The 22,706-nt window shown below is 45.7% G+C and carries 1 protein-coding gene (running past one end of the window); it reads right to left on the reverse strand.

The genetic code is table 11. From position 1 onward, the window contains the following. Positions 1-22,706, reverse strand: the 3' portion of a protein-coding gene (locus AC3CH4_RS08965) for a retention module-containing protein (RefSeq protein WP_488542844.1). The gene runs 7,492 nt beyond the window's last position; 22,706 of the gene's 30,198 nt are visible here — the last part of the coding sequence; the start codon falls outside the window, past its right edge; it ends in the stop codon at positions 1-3.

Consider the following 22,706-nt stretch of genomic DNA (forward strand, 5'->3'; position numbering starts at 1 on the left):
TTAACCGTGAGTGATGACATTTTGTTGCACTAACGCATCCAAAATATCCGAAGGCATGGTGCCACTTAAGGTTAGCTGAGGAGCAAGGTCTTCAACCACAATCACTTGCTCTGTGGTGCCCAAACCATCAGGGTTGATCGTTAGTTCAATATCATCCCCTTCCACTTTCGCGTCTATCTGTTGTAGTAATGCAGACATGTCTGGAGATGTATTCTTCAGCTCTGGCAATACTTCGCGCAAGTCGATCTGGTCACCTTCAGATAGGCTGAAATCGGTAATGGTGTCTTCAACGCCATCTTCGATATTAAGCCATACGAACGAGTCCATACCATCGCCACCGGTTAGAATATCTGAACCGCCGCCACCAATGAGTGTGTCGTTACCGTCACCGCCAACCAGCGTATCGTCACCCGCTCCACCTACAAGTCGGTCATTTCCAGTACCGCCAGTGAGGTTGGTATCAAAGTTACTCGCTAAAAGTTGCACATCGTCTGTTTCAGAAGACCGATCGAGATCTATTGGGTTGGCAACAATATTGAGGTTTAGATCAATGTTTTGTGATATCGCAATATCGTTGTTGTCCGTCTCTTCAGATACCGCCTCAACTTTCAGCGTGTAGTTACCCGGGGTTAACGGCTTACCTAATGATGACTGCTCGACGAGTCTGAGACTATCGATCGCATCAGCCGTCGCTATCCAAGTATCACCCACCAGCGAAACCGTACCCACATCACTGGTTACATCAACACCATCCGGAACATCACTGATCTTCAGCGTTAACTCTTCAGTAATGTCCGTCAATGCAGCGACAATTCCAACTAAAGCGACTCCACTACTAGCGACCACTGATGAGCTGGTCGTAATGTTTCTCACATAGTTAAATGCCGGATCAATAGACAAGGTTGGCGCATTAGCGACTGGTGTCACTGCGATATTATAAACCACAGGGGCAGTTTCAATCGCGATACCAGAAGGGTTACCGCTGTCTTTGGCGATGACTTCCAATCCAATGCTATTGGTTGGAGACAAGCTCGCATCGAGGTAAACACCATTTGGACTGGTTGGCGTATCAATCAGTGCATTTAGGTCACTCAGAGTACCGACTAAGATAACCGAACCAGTGTTGTTGCCGTTGACCATCACCGTCGTCACTGCCGGAAGTGATACGTTCAATGTACCGTAATCTACAGTCAGCGTGACGGTCATGAGATCATCAGAAAATGTATCAACATAATCAGGGTCACTGACATTGATACCACTCAATAGCTGACCAACATCCTCGTCAATAACAGTGGTTACACTGTCACCATTAACAACAGGTGTATCGTTCACTCCATCGACAATCGCGGTAATCTCCGCAGTATCCGTTAAGAAGTCATTAGCGCCGTTGGTTGTACCATCATCTTCGACGGTATAGGTGAACTTAACGTTACCGTTGTATTCATCAGCCGCCGTAAATATCCAGTACGGGCCAGTAATCATAGCGTCATCAGCGCCACCTACGTTTTCGAAGCGCTGTAACTGACCTTGGCCTTCATCGAGCACCAGATTAGTCACGGTAATCGTGTCGTTTTCCGGATCGCTCGTCGCAGCAATTAAGTCTTCCTCTTTGATGATCAACTGGCCTTCTTCAAGGATGTTTCCTAAGTCAATGTCCGTTGCCACCAGCTGATCATTCACTTCCGTTACCACAACGCTGATTTCGCCAGTGTCTGTTAAGAAATCATTAACGCCGTTGGTTGTACCATCGTCCTCAACGGTATAAGTGAACTTAACATCACCGCTGTATTCGTTGGCTGCGGTAAATACCCAGTACGGGCCAGTAATCGTAGCGTCATCAGCACCGCCCACGTTCTCAAAGCGCTGTAATTGGCCCTGACCTTGATCGAGCACCAAGCTGTTCACAGTAATCGTGTCGTTTTCCGGATCAGTGGTTGCTGAAATCAGGTCTTCCTCTTTGATGATCAACTGACCTTCTTCAAGCATGGTGCCCAAATCAATATCCGATGCCACTGGCTGGTCATTGACTTCAGTAACTAAAAGGCTAATTTCAGCATTATCAGTTAAGAAATCATCCACACCGTTGGTGGTACCGTCATCAATGATGTCGTAATTGAACTTCACATCGCCATTGAAATCATTGGCTGCAATGAATATCCAGAATGGCCCCGTAATCGCTGCGTCATCAGCACCGCCAGCATTTTCATAGCGTGTAAGCTGACCTTGCCCTTGAGTAAGAGTCACACCGGTTACTGTGAGATTATGGTTTTCTAGATCAGAACTGGCTGCAATCAAGTCACTTTCAACAATCACGATTTGACCGTCTTCCGCAATCGAGCCTAAATCCACATCAGTCGCCACAGGAGCGTCATTCACTTCCGTCACCTTAATGGTAAACGTAGCTTGATTGGTTTGACCGGTATTCGGATCACCCGCGTCAATCAGACCGTTATTACCACCGTCATCGAGGGTCGCATTGATTGTGACTAAACCACTCTGGTTGAGGTAATTCTGATCTGGATCGGGTTTGAAAGTCACAGCTCCATTAGTCAATGCGGTATTGATGTCGGCTTCTTTACCGGTAATCACCAATGAGCCGTCAGGTTGCAATACAAACGTCACGTCAGGAGAGCTGGTAAACTCAAACACACCTTGTGCACCCGGCAGTGTTTGGTCGACTTTAAGCGTCAGTTCATACGGAGCATCTGGATTATCAAAGTTTGCGTCGACGTCGTAGATACTAAAGTTGTCGATGGCAACACTGATGTCTTCCGATGTTTCAATGTTCGTTACGTTCACAAAGATCGGTTGATCGTTAATAGGATCAATCACCAGATCGACATCGAAGCTGGTTGGCGTACCTAAGTATTCGGTGTTGTCAGCGTCAGTATCTACTGAACGTACCGTAATCTGCAGTGGACCATTGATACCCAGTACATTGCCTGTATCACTATTATGTTCTCCAGAATTGAATACGATCTTATCGAGCGACTGTGCAAGAACATCAAGTGTCCAAAGCTGCGTCGCCGGATCGTAGCTAGCCAATGTCGTGCCATCTGGATAGAAAATAGAAGCATCTTGAGGAACGCCCGCCACTTCAACTCGAAGCGTTTCGGGCGCATTCTCGGTATACGTCCCGCTTCCTGTTGCAGACAATTCTTTGTCCAAAATAGTCGCATTGATTTCGATATCAATGTTTTGGCCTTCATTGCCTGTCACAGAATCGGTTGGGTTGGTATCGACATCATCACCCACAGGGAGTACGTGGACCTCAAAGCTCGGCAACGTGCCTGCATTCGTAGGAACACCTAACAAAGACTCTTGAGTAAAGACTTCGACACCAAACTCAAAGGTACCACTGAAATCTTTCGGCGGTAAAACAGAGATCTCACTTAGATCAAATGACGTTGACACGCTAGGCGGTAATTGGACACTCCAGACTCCCCCACCATTATTCTTCACAGTAAAGTCTGAATTGTTGTCGACTCTGAATTGGAAACCATCCGGCACGTCAGTAAATTTGATCGAAACAAAGGATTCTGAACCATCTAAATCCGTCAAACCAATTGAGATCGGGCTAGTTCCAGACAATGAGATTTCTTGATCTTCGCTACCCGTAATTTCGATAACATCAGGGTCACTACCCGGCCCTGTGACAGACACGTCATCGACCACAGGAACGACTTCAAAGCTGACACTTGTAGAGAAAGTATCGGAGTCTGTTGCCGTACCCGCAGGAGAAGCAGGATCATTATAGGTTGCGGTATCTGTGACTGTACCGCTGACATTAACCTGCACTTGGTTAATATCATTACCCGCTGGGTAATTTTCGATTGCCCTAAAGAGCACGTTATCGAGTGCACCCGCTGCTATTTCAGCCTGATTAAACGTAACAGATGTGCCTAGTGAAGTACCCGTGTTGTCATAGAATGCACCTATAGAAGGGTCGTCCAACGTTAAAGTAATGGACGTAAACGCTTCTTGGCCGCCTTCGACGCCGGAAACCTGATCCGAAATGGTCGAATTGAAGTCGAGCTGAATATAGGTGTCTTCGTAACCCACCGGATCTTGCCCAGCTTGACCGTCGGTATCAACAGGATTAAAGGCATCATCAAGAGAACCCACGACATTCACCTCAATCGTTGGATCCGTCTCAGCATCTGGTGCGACTTTGATGATAACTTCAGTCACTAAAGTCTTCTCATCGCCAGATTGTAAATCTTTGGTCACTATGGTCAATGGCAACCTAAAGTCACCAGAGTAGTTTGGTGGCAGATTCAATAACAAACCCGATGAATCGACGGTTACGCCCTGTTCGACAGTCGTCTCGTAAACATATTTTCCGTTCACAAAGTCAACATCACTTGTTCCCGACAGGCTAATTGGGAATGATGTATTAGAATCTATAACCAGAGTGCCATCGATTATGACCGTCACTTGGTCGGTAGAATCGTCTCGACCAGTAAAGCTCAGAATACCGTTTAACGCCGCACCGAGATCAAGCTGAATATCTTCTACAGCATCGATAACGCTGTCTTGAACAATGGAGATCCCAGCTGCAACTTTATCCGGAGCAACGAGTACTTCAGGATAAGAAAGCGTTACCTCACCGGTGCGTTGCTCTTGGACGGACGTTTCATTGTTGGCATCTCCAGGATCTGACACTAAGGTATGAATCGTCATCTTGATATTATTAAAGTCCCCTGCCACGTCATCTGTATCATTGGCAGGGGTGAAATCTAATCCATTTGGCGCACTGACGCTAAAGGCATCTTCATTGGTCACAACCCATCGGCCACCACCTTCGTAAGAGGCACCCGTTACTAAAAGTTGCCCTAAAATATCATCCGACAAAGCGCTTCCGTCAGTGTTAGTCAGCTGAACAATCACTTCGTCAACTTGCTCTTCTACTGTGCTTAAATCCGTTTCTTGGTATCGGACGACGTATTCACCGTCCCAGATTTCATCTCCATTAGTATCCGTCGTTTGGTTATCACTGTTGGTTGTAAATTTAATTACGCCATTAGCGTCAGCCGTAATCGTAGTCAGATCTCCAGAGCCATCTTCGTTTGAAACAACAATCTTGTTGTCGGCATCTCCAGGCTCAACGACAGGCCGCACGACAACATTAATCGTACCGGTGATCGTCGCCGTTACAATGCCTTGCCCAGGGTTTGAAGCATCGACATATTCATGATCTCGCTCTTCAATCATTACCACAGTATCGAGTGTAAAATCAGCACTGGAATCTTGAGCTGGCGTTATTTGAATAAAGTTATTATTCAGCGCGATCTGAGTAAACTCTTCAGCAGTTTGACCGCTCTTCGGAGTAATCGTCAAAGTACCTGCTACTGCATTGTAAACCCAAGTTACATCGCCATTAACCACAACACTTTCAACATCCGTTGGAATGTCACTGATGACAATAGAAGTGAAATGCTCATCATCATCAATATAGTCAGTACCCTCTGGGTGCCAATCAATATTGATAGCAGTATCTTCATTCCCACGAGTCACTGTATTGTACGTCGCTGATGTATCGATTATAGGTTCGACTAGCACTCGAATTTCTTGATCAAACGTAAGCGTGTGACCATCATTCTCGGTCACAATCACTTTACCTTGGATGTGGATATTCTCTGTCGATGAGTCGACAGGTCGAATTCGAATGCCTGAGGTTTTACCTGCCTCAGTAATGTTCGCTTCGTAGATAGGTTTCGATAGATCAGGACTACCGCCCGGTCCAGTTTCGTAACCGACAAAGTTAAGATCGATCACCGTACCGTCGCCGTCTTCGAGAATAACGCCATCAGGAATACCCGAGAGGATAACGGTTATGGATTCTGAACCATCGTCAGGCAATGGGGTTTGATCTACAGCTGCCGGATCAGGTCTTCTTTCTCCAGATAACACAGTGAAGTCAAGCAGAGCAAAGTTATCACCGTTTTGACTTTCTTGAATCGTGGTTTGAACGCCGGTTATGCCACCTTCGTCAAACGTCGTCCAATCTGTACCATTGGTCCCACCATAAGGCGTGTCGGCAACACCTTTGACCTCGACGTTGACCGTCTTAGTACCCAGTATTTCTTCATCGACTTGCGCACCTGAAGAAAGGTTCGCGGTGTCTTTAACCACACCGGTGACATCGAAAGTAAAATCCACATTGCTGTGTTTGGTTGGAACAACTTCCACGTTAGCCAAATCGGAATACGCAATTTCTTGGTAATCAACGCCATTGATCGTGATGGTCGGAACGACTGTCGTGGTACCTAAAAAGTAAAGTACCGCGCCTTCAGTAACATTACTGATGCGCACAAACAGTTCTTCAGAACTGTCAGAATCGACCGAACCTGTCATGGTGATGACTTCGTCTAGCGTGAACGCGTCTTTATTGTCCAAAGGACCAATGTAATCAGGGTTATCGATGTTGTCTTCGTTGATCTGGATACGACTCACACTGAATTTGCCCGGGTCGGCGTCAGCAGTGACATCAATAATGATATTTTGCTCTACAGAACGAGCGGTCGTCTTATCGTTTGCTCCACCGTTGGCTGAGTCATCGTATGGGTTAAGCGTCTCTTCCGTAATTGCCGTCGCTTTGAACTCAATCTGCCCTGAGAAGTTATCAATAGGGTTAACTACGGTGCTATTGATATCAGCAGATGCGATGATATAAACACCATTAACTGGCGTCAGCACTGTGCCATTTTGGTCAAGCAGCTCAAACTTCCCGTCGCCTTGGACAGCTTCAAGTTCATAGGTAATCGTCTCAGTATTACTGCTATCTTGCGACTGTGCATTCAACTGCAAAGTGACATTGTCTTCATCTTCGTTCAGTTGATACTGATACGTGCTACTGGTGTCATCCCAAGTCGCAATATCAGCTACAGCTTCAATCTCAATTCTGAAGTTTGAATTAACAGTGTGATCCGTACTGCCATTTTTCTCAATTTCAAGCTCATAACGAACTCGCCCACCAGTTTCATCCGAACTAGCGTGTTGGTCCGGAACAAAGAACAGGTTATCTATCGTCGCGATAGTTTGTCTTGGTTCATTCGGGTTTGGAGCAAAGCTTTGTTCGAGTGGAGGAGAACCAAATATAATGCTCCCATTTGACTCAGGCACTAATTCAATGTACTTAGCGCTAACACTATCAAAGTAATAGAAAGTACCTTGGTGACTGTCACCTCCGTTCGGGCTTTTAATCGTCAACTGCCCAATAGATTCAGCGTTATCTTGGTCATACAGATTAACTTGCAGCGCAACTTGCGCTGGTGCATCAGGCAAATCAATCTGGTTATCTTGAACATTCTCAAAAGTCGGCTCATCGCCTGTTGCGTAAGGTATGGTTGAGTCTCTACCCGCATCCTCGAAGGTCGTCACTTTCAGCGCAATTCTTGTAGAATCCCTATCAGTAATCGTAATATCTAACGGTGTTTCAGAGGTGTCTAAATCGCCATCCGTCGCAATCACGTTAATCGAGAAGTCGATAGTGTCTAGGCCGTCATGATCGAGATAGCCGTTAGCTTTGAATTCGACCTCACCATTTGAGTTGATGCGTAAAGTACCAAGCTGCCTTTCCTGAGTACCACCATTGCCATCATCGGTTTGCTCATAAACGCGGATAATTCGACTTCCGCTTTGAAGATTCAATGCGTCACTATAATCAGTCGCATTACCTCTTTGGAAAACAATATCTGCACCATTATTTGAGATACCCTCAATTCGACTCAGTACCGCACCATCAGCCCCCACATCCGTCGCATTAGCAAACATGTCGACTTTAGAGTTGTTGTAACCCTGCCCTTCAAGACGAGTAATCGATTGAGTTGTCACCAACGGAACATCATCAGTAACCGTGATTTTTAGATCGATCGCGTTTGATTGGTCTTGATCAAAATCTTCAGCCACGACCGAGAAATCAAGTTCGATGTTATTTTCGTCGGCACCATCAGGGTGTTCAAGCGGTTTAAACAATTCAAATTGATAGCTGTTATCTGACGTATCAAAAATAATCTCGAAAACAGGCACTTGACCTGTGGCAGTTTGAGCAACGTAAGTAAACGTACTGCCTGATACAGAAACAGGTAACCACTCTAAGCTTTCGCCGTCTGAAGTTAAGCCACTAAGCACTAGGTCTTCATCAACAAGCTCATACTTCACAACGCCATCGGCACCTTCATCGACTGTGAACAATCCATTGATGATGGTGTCTTCAGATTGATCGGAACCAATGCCAGTAAGATCGTCTTCATCAACAACCGTTTCACCAGTCGGCGCCGTCATTGCCGGTACATCATCAATAACTTCGATGGGTAATTTATACTGGTTGGAATCATCACCATCACTGTCAACAGCCACTACATCAAAGGAGATAGGCAGCTTATTTCTCGCCTCTGAGCTAGGCTCATGATCTAGAGGACCAAGTAAGGTAAATGTGTATGACCCATCGTTACCCAAAGCAAGAGTAAAAATCGGTGTTCCACTTGTGGTGGTTCCTTGATAGGTGGTTGTGTTCGCTGCTCCAGAGATCTCAGTAATCGAAATTGCTTCACCACTTGAGGTAAGCGTAGTTTCTAGAGTCGCTATATTACGTAGTTCGTAAACCTCGACTTGATCTGCACCTTCTGTGGTTACAAACGAACCCGTCGCTTGGGCCAGAGTGCCCAAATCATCTTCATCAACCACAAACGTACTGGCGCCGGTGGTGTCAGTAATGGTTGGTACATCATCAGTAATGGTCACCGTAAGAGGCTTCACCGCTGAATCAGTGTTGTCTTTGTCGACGGCTATAACTGGCAAGGTGAAGATTTGATCATTGTTACCTTGTACAGGCAGGTGATCTAACTCTTCCAACAAGGTGAATGTGTACTCTCCTAGAACCACGCTGCTAAACGTGATGGTAAAGATATCCGTTTGGACACCGCCGCTTTCAACGTAACCAATATAATTATCGCTGTTCAGAGGATCTTCTTTTAGCTGAACCACCAAACCGTCCGCTTTCAGATCGCCAGACGTGTTGAACTGAGTGGCATCAATGCGGAAGTAGCTAACATCATCACTTCCTACTGTGAAAGTAATGATTTCAGTTTGGCTCACAGGTAAGCCCGGTGAAGAACCATCAATCAAGTTTGCTTCAGCCAACGCGACAGTCGGTACGGTGTCGATAGTTGGTGGCGCGCCATCGGCAATAGTTAACGTCACTGTAGATGTCACGATATCGCCATCTTTATCTTCAGATGTCACCGTAATGGTCTTGACGATATCGCCACCTGAGTGGTCTAGATTGCGGTTAGGTTCAAAACGTACATCACCTTCGAGTGTGATAAACAAAGAACCTTCTGCAAATACAAATTCTTGCTCACCCGTGTCGGTTTGTACCAAGGCTGTTTCAGCTTGATTGTCATACACAAACTTAGTGATTGTCGCGCCATCTGCACTTTGCACAGGCATCACATCAAAGACTGTTGTAGTTGGTGTTCCTGTGGTTGGCTCAGTGATGTTTAGCGCACCTGACTGCATCAGCTGAACATCATCAGTAATGGTGACAGTCAGCGGCTTAGACGTTGAAATATCACCATCGGTATCTTCTGCGTAAACAGAAAGATCAAAGCTCAGATCGTTATTTCCTAAACCATCAACATGGTCTAAACGCTCAAGCAGAGTAAATGTGTATTGACTCGGGTTCGTATCATCAAAATCTAGAGTAAAGATAACTTTCTCAACACCCGAACCATCAGTAGTAAATGCAATGTAGTCGCTAGAATTTACAGGGTCTTCACGCAAACTCAGTGACAAACCATCCGACTTCAACGCGCCGTTGGTATTGAACAACCCTATTTCCACCACTATTTCAGCAATATCATCACTGCTTGCAAGTGAAGTAATGGTTTGAGTCATACTCACAGGGTTTACACTAGGCGTCGAACCATCCGCAAGTAAGCTTTCTGACAATGCCACACCCGGCACAACGTCGATTGTTGGCCCATCACCATCAACAATGGTGAGCGTAACCGTCGACGAAAAGATATCGTTATCAAAGTCTGAAGACGTGAACACAATCGATTTAACAATGTTCCCTGCAGAGTGATCAAGGTTTCGATTAGGCTCAAACCTTACGTCACCATCTAATGTCACAAACAGTGAACCTTCAGTGAAAACAAACTCTTGTTCGCCACTGATGTTCTGATTCAGAGTAATTGGAGAACCGCCGTCATACGTGAACTGCGTAATGTTCGCGCCGTCTGCACTTGGTATTGGCATCACATCAACGGTAGTTGTTGTTGGAGTACCAAAATTTGGCTCGGTAATGGTTAAGAAGCCATCTTGCATTTGCTGGATGTCATCTTCTATCGTAACCACCACATCGCGCTTTGTTGACTCAGAATCATCGGTATCAACAGCATAGATAGGTAAGCGGAAAGTAAGGTCGTTGTTGAGCACGCCATCAAGGTGATCAAGCGCCTCAATCAATGTAAATGTAAACTGAGCTTTGTTTGCACTATCAAAGCTAATGGTAAATACATCGGTAACGTTACCCATACCATCATCGGTATAACCAATGTAGTCACCAGCAGAAGAAGGATCTTCTTTTAGTTGAACAACAAGACCACTTGATTTCAACAGATCGCCAGGATTGAATTCGTTGGTCGCAATTCTAAAGTGACTAAAATCATCACTTCCTTCGGTGTAAGTGATTGTATGAGTCGAACTTACCGGAGAACCAGTTGGCGTAGAGCCATCCGCTAGGTTGACTTCCGATAAGTTAACATCTGGAACCACGTCAATAACGGGATCGATACCGTCTTTGATCGTTAAGGTGACATCCGCGGTATCTGTATCGTTATCAAAATCACTGGTGGTGACGACAATCGTTCTTACAATGTCGCCGGATGAATGGTCAAGATCTCGGCTCGGTTCAAAACGAACCTCCCCTTCAATGGTGATGTACAGTAAGCCGTCGGTTACGGTAAAGACTTGTTCTGTAGAGATGCTTGGGTCTAACGTTACAGCTGTGCCACCATCATAAGTAAACTGTGTCACTTTCGCGCCATCAGCACTCTGCGTTGGCATAACATCAATGATTGGCGTCGTTGGTGGCGTACCCGATGCCAAATCAGCTAATGAAGGCTCAGTGATACTCAAGGTACCATCTTGAACACCTTGTACGTCATCGGTGATCGCAACCGTCATTGGCGACATTGCAGAATCATCACCATCCGCATCAACCGCTAACACAGGGACATCGAAGCTTAGTATATTGTTTTGTAATCCATCGACATGATCTAACGCTTCAAGCAGTGTGAACGTGTATTGCCCTAAATTGCTCGTCGAGAAGCTGATCGTGAAGACGTTGGTTTCTACGTTAGAACCGTCTTTCACGAAACCAATGTAATTACCGGAATCTGCTGGTTGCTCTTTTATCTGAACATCAAGACCATTCGATTTCAAAGCTCCTGAAATATTGAACTGCGTAGGGTCAATTCTGAAATGGCTTACGTCGTCACTACCCACTGTGTAAGTAATGGTTTGTGTCATCGTTACTGGGTTGCCCGTTGGCACAGAGCCATCAGCCAGATCCACTTCAGATAACGTAATTCCGGGAACAAGGTCGATTGTAGGAAGGTCACCATCGATAATCTTCAGCGTCACAGTCGATGAGACAATATCGCCATCGAGGTCAACAGACGTCACCTCAATAGACTTGGTAATATCACCCCCAGCATGATTTTGATTACGTACTGGTTCGAAACGTATCTCACCTTCCGTCGTAATAAATACTGAACCCTCAGTGAAGACAAACTCTTGTTCACCATTAACATTTTGATTGAGGTTTTCTGCGCTGTTCCCCTCAAAAACGAATGAGGTAACTTTCGCCCCATCAGCGCTTTGTTTCGGCATCACATCAATAACATTCGACGTTTCTACACTCGCAGCGGGCTCACGACTAGTTATTGTACCGCCTTGCATCAATTGCACGTCATCACCAATAGTCACGCCAAGCTGAGAAACTAACGAGTCATCGCCATCACTATCAACCGCATACACTGGCAGATCAAAGCTTAAATCGTTGTTGCCACGCGCGTCTTGATGATCCAGAGCTTCGATTAAAGTAAAGGTGTATTCGCCTAAGGTTGCGGCGTTGAAGTCCAGTGTAAATACCGTTGTCTCTACATTAGACGAACTGGTAGTAAAACCGATGTACTGACCAGAACCTTGAGGATCTTCACGCAGTTCGACCGCTAAGCCATTCGATTTAAGTGCATCGTTGGTATTGAACTCGGTTGGTTCTAGGCGGAAACGAACCACATCGTCACTTTGGTTGGTAAAAGTAATCGTCTCCGTTTGACTAACCGCACTACCACTTGGCGCAGAACCATCAGCTAGGTTTGTTTCTGAAAGCGTAACGCTTGGTACCGCATCGATAATTGGAATATCACCATCGGTAATGGTCAGCGTAACGGTTGAAGTCACAGGATCGTTATCAAAATCACTTGAAGTCACCACTATCGACTTCACGATGTCTTCGCTGGCAGAGTGGTCAAGGTCACGATTCGGTTCAAAGCGTACTTCCCCTTCAAGAGTGATAAACAGCTCACCTTCTGTGAAACTGAACTGCTGCTCGCCTGAAATACTTTGATCCAGTGTGTTTACGACGCCGTCATAAGTGAACTGAGTGATCGTCGCACCATCGGCACTCTGATTTGGCATCACATCAATGGTATTGGTTGTGATTGTTCCGTCTGCAAGATTCGGCTCAATGATATCTAACGTACCATCTTGCATGATTTGGACATCATCACCAATGGTCACGTTAAGTTGAGATACCAGAGAATCATCACCATCGCTGTCTACCGCATAAACGGGTAGATCAAAGCTCAGATCGTTATTATCTAAACCATCCACATGGTCTAACGCTTCAAGCAGAGTAAAAGTGAACTCACCTAGTGTGGTCGTAGAAAAGCCAATGGTGAAGACAGGAACTTCAGTATTCGAGCCATCAATAATAAAACCGATATAAGTGCCCGGGTTAGCAGAATCTTCTTTTATCTCAACTGCAAATCCGTTCGATTTTAGTGCACCGCCCGCATTGAATTCAGTAGGTTCAATACGGAAACTCGCTACATCATCACTTTGGTTGGTGAAAGTAATTGTCTCGGTTTGACTTACTGCACTTCCGCTTGGTGCAGAGCCATCAGCAAGGTTGGTTTCGGATAATGTTACAGGTGGGATCAAATCTATCGTTGGGTTTTGACCATCAGTAATGGTCAGCGTCACTGTTGAGGTCAGTACGTCATTGTCTGAATCGCTTGAGGTCACCACTATCGATTTGACGATGTCTTCGTTAACCGTGTGGTCTAGATTACGGTCTGGCTCAAAGCGCACGTCACCTTGAAGAGTGATGAACAACTCACCTTCTGTGAAGCTAAATTGCTGCTCACCATTGTCAGTTTGATCCAGAGTGCGAACTTGCCCGTCATAAGTAAACTGAGTGATCGTCGCGCCATCGGCACTTTGCTCTGGCATCACATCAATGGTATTCGTTGTGATTGTGCCGTCTGCAAGATTTGGTTCAGTGATATCTAAGGTACCATCCTGCATGATTTGGACATCATCACCGATGGTTACGTTAAGCTGAGACGCCAACGAATCATCGCCATCGCTATCAACGGCGTAAACGGGTAGATCAAAGCTCAGATCATTATTTGCCAAGCCATCTACATGGTCTAACGCTTCAAGTAAGGTGAAGGTGTATTGACCTAAATTGGTATCCGAAAAACTAATCGTGAACACGTTAGTTTCAACGTTCGAACCATCAGTAACATAACCGATGTAGCCGCCCGGCGTGGTTGGATCGGCTTTCAGTTCGACTGCCAGGCCGTTTGATGTCAAAGCACCACCGACGTTGAACTCAGTCGGTTCAATACGGAAACTTGTTACATCATCACTTTGATTGGTAAAGGTAATGGTTTGAGTTGAACTAACCACGCTGCCACTTGGCGCAGAGCCGTCACTCAAATTCGTTTCTGACAAGTTCACAGTTGGGACATTATCAATGGTCGGGATATCACCATCGGTAATGGTCAACGTAACCGTTGAGGTCAGCACATCGTTATCGGAGTCGCTAGATGTCACCACGATCGATTTCACGATGTCTTCGCTTAGCGTGTGGTCTAGATTACGATTAGGTTCGAAACGAACGTCACCTTGAAGCGTGATGAACAGTTCACCTTCCGTGAAGCTAAACTGCTGCTCACCATTGTCATTTTGGTCAAGCGTTCGAAGTTGGCCATCATAAGTGAATTGCGTCACAGTTGCGCCATCAGCGCTTTGATTCGGCATTACATCGAAAATACTGGTTGTTACCGTACCATCAGCAAGATTTGGTTCAACGATATCTAACTTACCGTCTTGCATGATTTGAACATCATCGCCAATGGTCACGCCAAGCTGAGAAACTAACGAATCATCGCCATCACTATCAACCGCATACACAGGTAGATTAAAGCTTAAATCGTTGTTGCCACGCGCATCTTGATGATCCAGAGCTTCGATTAAAGTAAATGTGTATTCACCTAAGGTTCCGGAGTTAAAGTCCAACGTAAATACTGTCGTCTCCACGTTAGACGAACTGGTAGTAAATCCGATGTACTGACCAGAACCTTGAGGATCTTCACGCAGTTCGACCGCTAAACCATTCGATTTAAGTGCATCGTTAGTATTGAACTCGGTTGGTTCTAAACGGAAGCGAACCACATCATCACTTTGGTTGGTGAAAGTAATCGTCTCCGTTTGACTAACCGCACTACCACTTGGCGCAGAACCATCCGCTAAATTTGTTTCTGAGAGCGTAACGCTTGGCACTGCATCGATGGTTGGAATATCACCATCGGTAATGGTCAGCGTAATGGTTGAAGTCACCGGATCATTATCGAAATCACTTGAAGTCACCACAATCGACTTCACGATATCTTCACTCACTGAGTGGTCTAGGTCGCGGTTCGGCTCAAAGCGCACTTCCCCTTCAAGAGTGATAAACAGCTCACCTTCTGTGAAACTGAACTGCTGCTCGCCTGAAATACTTTGATCCAGTGTGTTTACGACACCGTCATAAGTGAACTGAGTGATCGTCGCGCCATCGGCACTTTGGTTTGGCATGACATCAATAGTGTTGGTTGTCACCGTACCATCGGCCAAATTTGGTTCAACGATATCTAATGTGCCATCTTGCATGATTTGGACATCATCACCAATGGTCACATTAAGCTGAGACACCAATGAATCGTCACCGTCCGTATCTACCGCATAAACAGGAAGATCGAAACTCAGATCGTTGTTATCTAGACCATCCACATGGTCTAACGCTTCAATTAGAGTAAAGGTGTATTCGCCTAGTGTGGTCGTAGAGAAACTAATGGTGAATACAGGAACTTCAGTATTCGAGCCATCGGTAATAAAACCGATGTAAGTTCCCGGATTAGCAGAGTCTTCTTTTATCTCGACCGCAAAGCCATTCGATTTCAGTACTCCACCCAAATTGAACTCGGTTGGCTCAATACGGAAACTCGCCACATCATCACTTTGATTGGTAAAGGTGATGGTCTCAGTTTGACTGACTGCGCTGCCGCTTGGCGCTGAGCCATCCGTGAGATTAGTTTCAGACAAAGTAACGCTTGGCACCGCATCAATAGTTGGAATATCACCATCGGTAATGGTGAGAGTTACTGTTGAAGTCAGTACGTCATTGTCTGAATCGCTTGAGGTCACCACTATCGACTTGACGATGTCTTCGCTAGCCGTGTGGTCTAGATTACGATTGGGTTCGAAGCGCACTTCACCTTCAAGAGTGATGAACAACTCACCTTCCGTGAAGCTAAATTGCTGCTCACCATTGTCAGTTTGATCCAGAGTTCGAACTTGCCCGTCATAAGTAAACTGAGTGATCGTCGCGCCATCGGCACTTTGCTCTGGCATCACATCAATGGTATTCGTTGTGATTGTGCCGTCAGCAAGATTTGGCTCAGTGATATCAAACGTACCATCTTGCATGATTTGAACATCATCACCGACGGTTACGTTAAGCAGAGACACCAGTGAATCATCACCATCGCTGTCGACCGCATAAACCGGCAGGTCAAAGCTCAGATCGTTATTTGCAAGGCCATCCGCATGGTCTAATGCTTCAAGTAAGGTGAAGGTGTATTGACCTAAGTTAGTATCTGAGAAGCTAATCGTGAATACGTTGGTTTCAACGTTCGAACCGTCAGTAACATAACCAATGTAACCACCCGGCGTGGTTGGATCGGCTTTCAGCTCAACCGCCAATCCATTTGATGTGAGAGCACCGCCAACATTGAACTCCGTTGGTTCAATGCGGAAACTTGTCACATTATCACTTTGAGTGGTAAAGGTAATGGTTTGAGTTGAACTCACCGCGCTTGCATTTGGTGCAGAGCCTTCACTCAGATTAGTTTCAGACAAGTTCACAGTTGGAACATTATCAATGGTTGGGATATCGCCATCCGTGATGGTTAGCGTTACCGTTGAAGACACAAGATCGCTATCGGAATCACTTGAGGTTACGGCTATCGACTTAACGATATCACCACTAGTATGGTCTAGGTTACGATTTGGTTCGAAACGAATATCACCTTGAAGAGTGATAAACAATGAACCGTCAGCTACCACAAACTTCTGCTCACCCGTATCGTTTTGGTCAAGCGTTAATACCGCCCCACCATCGTAAGTAAACTGAGTTATCGTCGTACCATCAGCACCTTCTTCATCAAGTACATTAACGGTAGCTGTCGTCGGCGTACCTGCAGCTAAATCTGCAACAGTTGGCTCTTCAATAGTGAGAGAGTCATTAACCATCACTTGAATATCATCAGTGATAGTGACATTTAACGGAGACATCAGTGAATCATCGCCGTCACTGTCTACCGCATAAACGGGTAAATCAAAACTGAGGTCATTGTTGCCACGGGCATCTTGATGATCCAAAGCCTCAAGCAAAGTGAAGGTATATTCACCTAATGTGGTGCTAGAAAAACTCAGTGTAAATACCGTGGTTTCGACATTCGTCGCACTGGTCGTAAAACCAATGTAATTACCCGAACCTTGTGGGTCTTCTCGCAACTCAACGGCTAAACCGTTCGATTTAAGATCATCGTTAGTATTGAACTCTGTTGGCTCAATACGGAAACGAACAACGTCATCACTTTGGTTGGTGAACGTGATGGTTTGAGTCGAACTTACCGCGCTGGCACCTGGATCAGAGCCATCACTCAGATTCGTTTCAGAGAGGATAACGCTTGGAATAACGTCAATTGTAGGGTTATCACCATCGGTAATGGCCAGCGTTACAGTAGAAGTCAGAGAGTCGTTATCGAAGTCACTTGAAGTCACCACTATCGATTTCACGATATCTTCGCTCACCGAGTGGTCTAGGTCGCGGTTCGGCTCAAAGCGCACTTCACCTTCAAGGGTGATAAACAGCTCGCCTTCCGTGAAGCTGAACTGCTGTTCGCCAATGTCATTTTGGTCAAGCGTTCGTAGTTGACCGTCATAAGTGAACTGAGTGATCGTCGCGCCATCGGCACTTTGGTTTGGCATGACATCAATAGTGTTGGTTGTCACCGTACCATCGGCCAAATTTGGTTCAACGATATCTAATGTGCCATCTTGCATGATTTGGACATCATCACCAATGGTCACGTTAAGTTGAGACACCAGTGAATCATCATCATCGCTATCTACCGCATAAACGGGCAAATCAAAGCTCAGATCGTTATTAGCTAGGCCATCTGTATGGTCTAGCGCTTCAATTAGAGTAAAGGTGTATTCACCTAGCGTCGTTGCCGAGAAGCCAATGCTGAAGACAGGCACTTCAGTGCCCGAGCCATTGGTAATAAAACCGATGTAAGTACCCGGATTAGCAGAGTCTTCTTTTATCTCGACCGCAAAACCATTCGATTTTAGTGCACCGCCCACATTGAACTCTGTTGGTTCAATACGGAAGTTAGTCACATCATCACTTTGATTAGTGAAAGTAATCGTCTCAGTCTGACTGACTGCACTGCCGCTTGGAGTTGAGCCATCCGTAAGATTGGTTTCAGACAAAGTAACGCTTGGCACTGCATCAATGGTTGGGATATCACCATCGGTAATGGTGAGAGTAACAGTTGAAGTCAATACGTCATTGTCTGAATCACTTGAGCTCACCACAATCGACTTCACGATGTCTTCGCTAGCCGTGTGGTCTAAATTACGATTGGGTTCGAAGCGCACTTCACCTTCAAGAGTGATGAACAACTCACCTTCCGTGAAGCTAAATTGCTGCTCACCATTGTCATTTTGGTCGAGTGTTATTGCCGTCCCGCCGTCGTAAGTAAACTGAGTGATCGTCGCGCCGTCAGCGCTTTGCTCAGGCATCACATCGATGGTGTTAGTTGAAACAGTGCCATCAGCAAGGTTTGGCTCAGTGATATCAAACGTACCACCTTGCATGATTTGAACATCATCACCGATGGTTACGTTAAGCTGAGACACCAGTGAATCATCACCATCGCTGTCAACTGCATAAACCGGCAGATCAAAGCTCAGATCGTTATTTGCAAGGCCATCCGCATGGTCTAATGCTTCAAGTAAAGTGAAGGTGTATTGGCCTAGCGTACTCGTAGAGAAGGCAATCGTGAATACTGGCACTTCAGCGCCCGAGCCATTGGTAATAAAACCGATGTAGGTACCCGGATTAGCAGAGTCTTCTTTTATCTCGACCGCAAAACCATTCGATTTTAGTGCTCCACCCACATTAAACTCGGTTGGTTCAATGCGAAAACTGGTCACATCATCACTTTGATTGGTGAATGTAATTGTCTCAGTCTGACTTACTGCACTGCCGCTTGGTGAAGACCCATCACTCAGATTCGTTTCCGACAAGTTCACAGTTGGAACATTATCAATGGTTGGGATATCACCATCAGTAATGGTCAACGTGACGGTTGAAGTCAGCACATCGTTATCGGAATCGCTAGACGTCACCACGATTGATTTAACGATGTCTTCGTTAAACGTATGGTCTAGATTGCGATTGGGCTCAAAACGGACTTCACCTTGAAGCGTGATGAACAACTCTCCTTCCGTGAAGCTAAACTGCTGCTCACCATTATCATTTTGGTCAAGCGTTCGAAGCTGACCATCATAAGTGAATTGAGTGATCGTCGCGCCATCGGCACTTTGATTTGGCATCACATCAATGGTGGTGGTTGTCACAGTGCCATCGGCAAGATTTGGCTCGATGATATCTAACGTACTATCTTGCATGATTTGAACATCATCGCCGATAGTGACATTTAACGGAGACATCAGTGAATCATCGCCATCACTGTCTACCGCATAAACAGGTAAATCAAAGCTAAGATCGTTGTTGCCACGGGCATCTTGGTGGTCCAACGCTTCAAGCAAAGTGAAGGTATATTCACCTAATGTTGTGCTAGAGAAAGTCAGCGTAAATACTGTGGTTTCTACATTCGTCGCACTAGTAGTAAAACCAATGTAGTCACCCGACCCTGCCGGGTCTTCACGTAACTCAACGGCTAAACCGTTCGATTTAAGATCATCGTTAGTATTGAACTCCGTTGGTTCAATACGGAAACGAACCACATCATCACTTTGATTGGTGAACGTGATGGTTTGAGTCGAGCTTACCGCGCTGCCACTTGGAGCAGAGCCATCACTCAGATTAGTTTCAGAAAGGGTAACGCTTGGAATAACGTCAATCGTAGGGTTGTCACCATCAGTGATTGTCAGCGTTACGGTTGAAGTCAGAGAGTCGTTATCGAAGTCATTTGAAGTGACCACAATCGACTTCACGATGTCTTCATTAACTGAGTGGTCTAGGTCGCGGTTCGGCTCAAAGCGCACTTCACCTTCAAGAGTGATAAACAATTCGCCTTCTGTGAAGCTGAATTGCTGTTCGCCATTGTCATTTTGGTCAAGCGTTCGTAGCTGACCATCATAAGTAAACTGAGTGAGCGTCGCACCATCGGCACTTTGATTTAGCATCACATCAATGGTATTGGTTGTGACTGTGCCGTCGGCAAGATTTGGCTCGATGATATCTAACGTACCATCTTGCATGATCTGAACATCATCACCGATGGTCACATTCAGTTGAGCCACCAATGAATCATCGCCATCCGTATCAACCGCATAAACAGGAAGATCAAAGCTCAGGTCGTTGTTGTCTAAACCGTCCACATGGTCTAACGCTTCAAGTAAGGTAAAGGTGTATTCGCCTAATGTTGTTGCCGAGAAACTAATGGTGAACACTGGGATTTCAGTGTTCGAACCATCGGTAATAAAACCGATGTAAGTGCCCGGATTAGCAGAGTCTTCTTTTATCTCGACCGAAAAGCCATTCGATTTCAGTACTCCACCCACATTGAACTCGGTTGGCTCAATACGGAAACTCGCCACATCATCACTTTGACTAGTGAAAGTAATCGTCTCAGTTTGGCTTACTGCACTGCCGCTAGGCGCAGAGCCGTCACTTAAGTTAGTTTCCGAAAGCGTAACGCTTGGCACTACATCAAGGGTTGGGATATCACCATCGGTAATGGTCAGCGTCACTGTGGAGGTCAGTACGTCATTGTCTGAATCGCTTGAGGTCACCACTATCGATTTGACGATGTCTTCGTTAACCGTGTGGTCTAGATTACGGTTTGGCTCAAAGCGCACTTCACCTTCAAGAGTGATGAACAACTCACCTTCCGTGAAGCTAAATTGCTGCTCACCATTGTCATTTTGGTCGAGTGTTATTGCCGTCCCGCCGTCGTAAGTAAACTGAGTGATCGTCGCGCCATCGGCACTTTGCTCTGGCATCACATCAATGGTATTGGTGCTCACCGTGCCATCTGCAAGGTTGGGCTCAGTGATATCTAAGGCACCGCCCTGCACAATTTGAACATCATCACCAATGGTTACATTTAATTGAGACACGAGTGAATCATCACCATCGCTATCGACAGCGTAAACAGGAAGATCAAAGCTCAAGTTATTATTCAACAAGCCATCAGCATGGTCTAACGCTTCAAGCAAGGTGAATGTGTATTGGCCCAAGTTAGTATCTGAGAAGCTAATCATAAACACGTTGGTTTCAACGTTCGAGCCATCAGTCACAAAACCGATGTAACCGCCCGGTGTGGTTGGGTCAGCTTTCAGTTCAACGGCCAATCCACTTGATGTCAAAGCACCACCAACATTGAACTCAGTCGGTTCAATACGGAAACTGGTCACATCATCACTTTGAGTGATGTAAGTAATAGTTTGAGTGGAGCTCACTGCGCTACCACTTGGCGCAGAGCCATCATTCAGATTAGTTTCAGAAAGAGTAACGCTTGGCACCGAATCAATGGTTGGGATATCACCATCGGTAATGGTCAGCTTTACTGTTGCAGTCAGCACATCGTTATCAGAATCGCTTGACGTCACCACGATCGATTTCACGATGTCTTCGCTCAGCGTATGGTCTAGATTGCGATTCGGCTCGAAGCGCACTTCACCTTGAAGCGTGATGAACAGTTCGCCTTCCGTGAAGCTAAACTGCTGCTCACCATTGTCATTTTGGTCAAGCGTTCGAAGTTGGCCATCATAAGTGAACTGAGTGATCGTCGCGCCATCGGCACTTTGAGCTGGCATCACATCGAAAATGCTAGTTGTTACCGTGCCATCAGCAAGATTTGGTTCAACGATATCTAACGTACCGTCTTGCATGATTTGAACATCATCGCCGATGGTGACGTTTAACGGAGACATCAATGAATCATCACCATCACTGTCTACCGCATAAACAGGTAAATCAAAGCTAAGCTCGTTGTTGCCACGGGCATCTTGGTGGTCTAACGCTTCGATGAGCGTGAACGTGTATTCGCCTAATGCCCCAGAATTAAAGCTTAATGTGAATACTGTAGTTTCTATGTTTGTGGCACTGGTCGTAAAACCAGTATAGTCACCCGACCCTACCGGCTCTTCACGTAACTCAACGGCTAGACCGTTCGATTTAAGATCATCGTTAGTATTGAACTCTGTTGGCTCAATACGGAAACGAACCACATCATCACTTTGATTGGTAAAAGTAATGGTCTGGGTTGAACTGACTGCACCGGCGCTTGGCGCAGAACCATCAACCAAGTTTGTTTCTGAGAGCGTAACGCTTGGCACCGCATCGATGGTTGGAATATCACCATCAGTAATGGTTAACGTAACGGTTGAAGTCAGAGAATCGTTATCGAAATCGCTTGAGGTAACGACAATCGACTTCACGATGTCTTCGCTAACGGAATGGTCTAGATCGCGATTAGGTTCAAAGCGCACTTCACCTTCAAGGGTGATAAACAATTCGCCTTCTGTGAAGCTGAATTGCTGTTCGCCATTGTCATTTTGGTCAAGCGTTCGTAGCTGACCATCATAAGTAAACTGAGTGAGCGTCGCACCATCGGCACTTTGATTTGGCATCACATCAATGGTATTGGTTGTGACTGTGCCGTCGGCAAGATTTGGCTCGATGATATCTAACGTACCATCTTGCATGATTTGAACATCATCACCGATGGTCACATTCAGTTGAGCCACCAATGAATCATCGCCATCCGTATCAACCGCATAAACAGGAAGATCAAAGCTCAGGTCGTTGTTGTCTAAAC

This window comes from Vibrio sp. QJM3NY_26, from assembly GCF_057786005.1.